Genomic DNA, 7,247 nt, shown 5'->3' on the forward strand with positions numbered 1-7,247 from the left:
GAATTGATGTTTTCTTTATCTTTCCCAGTATGAATATTGACCTTATGCGAACAAAGCGACTGCAGGGCATTGATGTCGAGTGACCTTGTTTGGACAACCGACTGACGTTTCGCTTTTCCCTCACTGTTTACGATGACGCCTTCCTTATCCTCTGATCCCTCATAGATCTCCCAATCAATCTCATCATCATGGTCACCTGGATAGAGGGCAATATGGACTTGCTTCCCATTCTCATTCCCTATAACCGGTTCATTCCAGATTACATCCTTGAGCAGAATACCTGTACCCTTGTCATCCAATGAAAGAGCTACTGCCGCACGCGCCATCTCTAAATGTGCTGCCTCTGGCAATCGTTTTTGCCCCTCCATCCCTTCGTCAGTCAAGAAACCCTCTCCGCCTGTAAACGTGGAACTAAAGCGCTGGCCGGAAAGTCCTGATGTGTTCTCATTCACGAGCGGATGGATAACACCGCGCTGGCCCCTTTGATTGTATGTCTGTTCCATGTTTGACGGTGCCCAGTATTTTTCCCGGGCAAACGGATAGGTCGGCAGGCTTATCCGGCAGGGTTTAGTATTGCTATATAACTCATTCCAATTAAAACTCAACCCTTTCACCCACAAGCCCAGCAATTTTCCATATTTCCCTTTGGTTGCCCAGGCGTCGATGGTTCTGACCATATCTTCATCATTTGCCAAGACTGCTAAACTCTCATTATTCCGATTCACTTGCCCTTGATAGCTATTTTCGATATCTTCCCGGCCTTCTGTGAAATCAGTCAGCCTCTCCTCCAGTTCCTTCACGGTTGCCACTATCAATCCAAACCGGTGTTCCATTGCTTCCCGCCCTAATTGGAGGGTATAGGCAATGGCCGGCAAATCAGTGTCACTGTACTGATTCACTAGGATAGCTTCCTTTAAACGCCTAGCTTGTTCTGTCAGTTGTTCCTTGCTTTTAGCCGATAAAACAATAATCACAGGGTTCTGTATCGTTGGCTGCTTGTTCTCTCGCGGTAAATATTCTTCGATCACCACATGGGCGTTGGAGCCTCCCGCTCCAAAGGATGATATCCCTGCTCTTCTCGGGTATTCTCTGTTTACTCCATTTTCATCTGAAACCGGCCGTACCCACTCCCCGAGCTCTTGCTGAACCACGAACGGGGTCTCTTCAAAATCGATAAACCGATTTAAAACCCTCGAATGCAAGGATGGCGCTATTTGGCCATGCTTCAGTTGCAGCAGTACTTTGGTCACTCCAGCAATCCCCGCCGCACTCTCGAGATGTCCGATATTCGATTTGACCGACCCGATGGCGCAAAATTGCTTGTTCTGGGTATGTTCTTGGAATACATTTGTTAATCCCGTAATTTCGATCGGGTCCCCTAATGAAGTCCCTGTACCGTGTGCTTCGATGTAACTGATTGTGCTCGGATCGATACCTGCTCCTTTCAGTGCTTGGCGGATAACTCCGCTTTGGGCATTCGGATTAGGCACTGTGTATCCGTTTGTCTTTCCTCCGTGATTGACTGCAGTTCCTTTGATGACTCCATAAATGTGATCCCCGTCGGCGATGGCTTTCGATAACGGTTTAAGCAGCACCGCTCCGACTCCTTCTCCCGGTACGTAGCCATCTCCTCCTTCACCGAAACTTTCACACCGTCCTTTGCTGGAGGAAAATTTGCCCTGGGCCAGCAACAGGTATTTATTCGGATGAATTGAGATATTCACTCCTCCGGCGATGGCAACATCGCAACCCCCATGTTTCAGACTCTCACAAGCCAGGTGGATTGAAGTTAAAGAGGAGGAGCACATGGTGTCGATCGCCATGCTTGGCCCATGGAAATTACAGTAATATGATACCCGGTTGGCGATCGAGGCTTGGCTCCCCGCTAAGGCGATCGGTCTCCCCCGGCTCTGTTCCTGTGCTCCGTAGAGCTGGTACTCGTCGTACATTACTCCGACATAGACTCCAACATTGCCTTTCAACCCCAACCCTTGACCTTTCGCGAGCTCTTCTCGGGTATATCCCGCATCTTCCAGGGTTTCGTAAACACATTCTAAAAATAACCTCTCCTGGGGATCCATGATTTCCGCTTCCCGGGGAGAGATGTTAAAGAATAGGGGATCGAACCGGTCTACTCCTTCCAGGAATCCTCCCCATTTGCAGTAAGTTTTCCCGGGTTTGCTTTTGTCTTCGTTGAAGTAGAGACTGTGGTCCCAACGCTCTTTGGGAATTTCGGTAATACAGTCAGTTCCGTTACGCAAAATATCCCAAAACTCTTGAATATTCCGTGCTTGCGGATACCGTCCTGATACTCCGATGATGGCGATATCCAGAGCGCCGCGGTGTGTATCTTCTTCGAAGGCCGCTTGTTGTTTTACAAATCTTATTTGTCTCCGGCTTCGGGTGATCGGTTGCACCACCTGTTCCGCCTGCGTGACTTCTTTGGTGACTTCTTTGCTGTTTTCTAGTGTTACCGCCACTTTGGCTTCGGTGCCTATCACTTCCTTGAGCTGTTCCCGATAAGATTCTAAAAAGTAGCCGCTTAATTCCCAAATGGTTTGGTATTCAAAGAATAAGGTCTTGGATAATGACCCGAAAATTTCCTCCAATTGGTTAGTCAGTTGCATGACTAGGATTGAATCGATACCGTATTCCTCCATCGGTGCATCCGCTTCTATGACTTGAACCGGTAGTTTGATTGTATTTGATAGAATTGTTTTTAAATAATTGGCCACTTTTTCCCGAAGAATTTCTTGATCTGTTTCCGGAACCGTTCTATTTTCTTCTTTCACAGCGGATTGATATTTGGCTAAGTTTTTGCTCGGAACTGGTTTCTCAATTACAGCCCGAAGTTTGTTAGAGTCCCCTGCCATGCACATGATTTGACCCTGTCCCGAGGTCCAGCATTGGTAGAAAGCCTGAATTCCGCTTGTGGTCGGCAGAGCGGTTAATCCGGTGGTTTGCTCCATCATTCTCTCTGCCTCCGCATCAATTTTCATTCCGCCTTCCTGCCATAACGGCCAGTTGATTGATTGAGTCTTTCCCCATCGTTGGCCTTGCTTAACGAGGTCGTTCCGATGTCCAGCATACATGTCCATGAAGGCATTGGCCGCGGCGTAATCTGCTTGCCCAGCGTTGCCCAGGCTTCCCGTCAGTGAAGAGAAGAATATAAAAAAGTCAAGCGGAATGTCCTTGGTTGCTTCGTCCAAGTTCACTAACCCTGATACTTTCGGCGCCAGGACTTCCATAAATTCATTCATTGTTTTTTTGATAATGTAGTTGTCTTTAATGATTCCGGCGCTATGGATGATCCCGTCCAAACCGCCGAATTCCTCCAGTAGCTTTCGGATTAATCCTTGCACCTCAGTCTTATCCCCGACATTCATCTGTCGGTATTCAACATGCGCACCTAACTCCTGAATCGCTTGAAGTTGCGCCAAGATACGCTCACTCAACGGCGAACGTCCTGTCAGGATGAGTGTAGCATCCTTGACTTGTTCCGCAATTTCTTTCGCAAATATCCGTCCCAGTCCTCCGGCTCCTCCGGTGATGAGGTAAATCCCTCCTTCTTTCCAAGGTAAGCCGGTTTCTCCCGTTGCTTCCGTCTGCTTCCACACAGGGAGATATCGTTTCCCATCCTGGTACAGAATATGGTTATCTGTCGGACTATTGCTTTCCGCCTTGAGTTTGGCAATGATTCTGGAAGGATCTTCGCTTGGTTCCATCTCGATCATCTGCGTGATGAGTTTCGGGTTCTCCTTCATAGCAGTTTTCAACAGCCCTGATAATCCGCTGTAAAGTGGCCGCCCCTCTTGGTAAGGAACGACGACCTGGACCAACACCTTGCCTCCAGTTTTCTCCATAAGTATGCTTTGAATTTCTTCAAAAACTTTACCGGCATAGAATTGGAATCGTAAATCAATTCCTTGCTGCGTGCAATTCAGGTTAAGGCTGCGAAGGGGGGCAGCGACACCGTTTTGTTGATATTTCAAATCTTCCGGGACGTTATCCAGTTCACAGAAAATCACCAACTGTTGGACGTATTCAATGGATGATGTTTCCGCAGGAGTCTGCTGCTCTTCCCAATCCATTTGCATCATCATGGTCCCATTGGCCGCTTCTTCCACTGAACTGACTTCCCCTTCCAATACACGCGAAGTATATCCTTTCAAACGGACACAGACATTCCCGAATTCATCACATAGGTCGATATCCAGTTTGATTAATTGCTTATTGGTATTTCCTTTCTTAATCACCGCCCACATCAACGAGGCGCAGCGGTTATATATCTCCAGTTCTTCCATCGCAAATGGCAGAATCGGTTTTAGATGATTTCCCGTTTCCGATCGTTCAGTGGTGTTGATTAGAAATCCGATGGACGCCTGCAAAGCCGCATCCATGATACATGGATGCAAGATGTATTGGCCAAGAGTATCCATTATGGCAATAGGCATGGTGAGCTTGGCCAAAACTTGGTCTTGTCCCATCCGGATTTCTTCAATCCCCCGGTGCCCCGGACCGTAATCGATTCCCATCCTTCCAAATGCCTCATAACATTGGGCAGAAGTGAGCGCTTCGGTGCATTGGGCTTGGATGGATGCCAAATCTATAGAAGGCGTTGCTCCACCCGTAACGAGTACCGCACTGCCCTGGCTGTGAACGATGGAACCATTGCTCCCAGCTTCTGTTTCGGTATAAATTTCATAAGCGACCTCCCCGTTATTCTCCGGGTAGAGTCCGATATGCACGTTGATCGGTTGCCCAGTGACTGCAATCGACTGGGCCCAGACGATGTTTTTCAACCGAATACCGGTCCAATCTTCGGTTATATTCCCGGTTGCTTGCTGCACTGCCGCCCGCGCCATTTCCAGATAGGCTACTCCTGGCAACACCCGTTTCCCTTTAATGACATGATCCGCCAGGAAGAACTCCTCCCCGGTAAAACTACTGCTGTATCTCTGTTCCGACAGGTCGGAGGTGTTCTGATGGAGTAACGGATGCATGATGTTCGATTTGAATTGAGTTGCTGCCTGGGTTAATTTCATCTCCGGCGTCCAATATTTTTCATTGGCGAACGGATAAGTCGGCAGGCTGATCCGGGAAGGTGCCGTATCGCCAAAAAGACCCTGCCAAGTCATCTCATAGCCCTGGCAATACAGCTCAGCCAGTGCATAGAGGATCTCCTGATATTGATTCGGATCGGCAACAGCCGCTCGGCTCTGTTTCAGCATATCTTCCGCAGATTTGCGAATGGCTGCCTGGTTGGTGAAGTCCCTCGCCACTAAGCCCATGAACAGGTTTGGCAAGCGCTCCTTGCCCCCGGCCAGTTTTAGCATTCGAATGGCATCCTCACGATCCCGAATGACAACCGCACATCGATGGTTAAAATGCTGCCTGCCTTCCAACAGCGTATAACTGATTGCAGATAGACCCCCTGCTCCGATCTCCTGTTTCGCTTCCAGCATCTCCGCCAGATCCTGAATCCGCTTCTGCAGCGATTCAGGAGTTTTGGCTGAGAAGGCGAGCAGGTAATAAGGCATAGGCTCTTGCGCGGCGACGCGTCCCTTATCGCTGCTTTCCGAACCATAGCTTTGAAGCACCACATGCGCATTTGTACCACTTATGCCAAAGGCACTCACTCCGCCCAGTCTCCGCTTTCCTTCCTGATCCGTCCATTCCTTCCGCTCCCGGTTGACATAGAACGGGCTATCCTCCCAGCGGATATAATCGTTAACCTGTTCACAGTTAATGCTGGCGGGGATGGTCTCCTTTCTCAGAGACAGCGCCAGACTGATCAGGCTTACGATGCCTGATGCCGCCAAGGAATGGCCCAGATTGGACTTGGTCGAGGTTAAGGCACAGTAGCCCTTGCCAGTGGTGTTCTTGAATGCATCCACTAACGCATTGATCTCGATCGGGTCTCCCAACTTGGTCCCGGTTCCATGGGTAACGATATGGCTGATCTCTTCCGGTTGGATATGGAAACGATTATATACTTCCTTCAAGAGCTTGGTCTGGGAGCGGCCGCTCGGAGCCGTAATGCCGTTGGTCTTCCCATCATAGTTGATTCCGCTTCCCACAATCGTTGCATACACCGGATCCCGATCCGCTTCTGCTTGCGAGAGACGCTTTAACACCACTACGGCCACAGCTTCCGCAGGCACAATCCCGTCGGCGCGCTTATCAAAGGCATGGCACTTCCCATCCGGAGACAGCATTCCTGCTTTCTCCATCGCCAAATAGCCATTAGGCGTAAGCGTGAGATTAGCCCCCGCCACAATGGCTGTATCACATTCTCCATTCCGCAAACTTAAGCAGGCTTGGTGTACAGCTACCAAGCCAGAAGAACAAGCTGTATTGATGGCCATATTCGGCCCGTCCAAATTCAGGAAATAGGCCAGTCTCGCGGCCAGAATTGCATTATTATTGGAGGTGATACCTCCCTCATTCCCCACCAGCAGCTGATAATCTCCCTCTTCGACTCCCACAAACATCCCGATCTTTTCACCGGTGATCTGTTTGGACCCATAGCCCGCATCCTCCAACGCTTTCCATGATTCCTGCAGCAGCAGCCTCTGTCTAGGGTCCATCATCTCCGCTTCCCGCGGCGATATTTCGAAAAAGAGCGGGTCAAACTCGGCTACTCCCGGAACAAACCCCATTCTCTTGCCCGTTTCCGTTCCATTCTCCGCATGCCCATACTCTTCCGACCATTCAGCACGCTCTTTAGGGGCCTTGCGGATGACTTCCCTGCCTTCCAGCAGGATCGACCACAACTCCTACATTCCACGCATCCGGGAACCTGCCGCTCATCCCGATGATCGCAATCGGTTCGGCCTCGCTGTCACTCCTGCCTTTTCTGCCAGAACGAGGCTGACTGACTTTTCTGACTGTACGCTCACTCGTTGTCTTGGATACCACTTTTTCCTTTGCTACCGCAGGAACAAGTTCCTCCTCCTGATAGAACTGTGTCATCTGCTCAGGATATTGGGTACGTAAATAGTCACTCAATCCCTCGAGCGTCGGGTAACCAAAAAAGAGGTCGGGGGTGATTTCCAGCTCATAACGCTCGCTTAAAACACCTGCAAACTCCACCAAGCTTATGGAGTCAAAGCCAAAGCTCTCTAGATTCTCATCTGCATCCAGCTTCTCCTGCGGAATTTTAAGAATCTGATTAATCGTATCTTTTAATTCCCACAGCACACATTGCTCTAGCGTCCAGCCCTTCATCTCCAACCGTCTGCCTT

Annotated in this window: 2 protein-coding genes; both read right to left on the bottom strand. The window is 49.5% G+C overall.

All coding sequences use genetic code 11. From position 1 onward, the window contains the following. Positions 1-6,776: type I polyketide synthase (locus A372_RS32810; RefSeq protein ID WP_019418956.1), on the bottom strand; the 6,776-nt coding region annotated here is incomplete at its 3' end. Next, positions 6,727-7,247 (bottom strand): acyl carrier protein (locus A372_RS35210; RefSeq protein ID WP_157259377.1); only part of this gene is annotated, 521 nt, incomplete at its 5' end. The genes A372_RS32810 and A372_RS35210, both read right to left, overlap by 50 nt.

Origin of the sequence: Paenibacillus sp. OSY-SE (genome assembly GCF_000283315.1) — a bacterium.
Taxonomy (GTDB): domain Bacteria; phylum Bacillota; class Bacilli; order Paenibacillales; family Paenibacillaceae; genus Paenibacillus_B; species Paenibacillus_B profundus.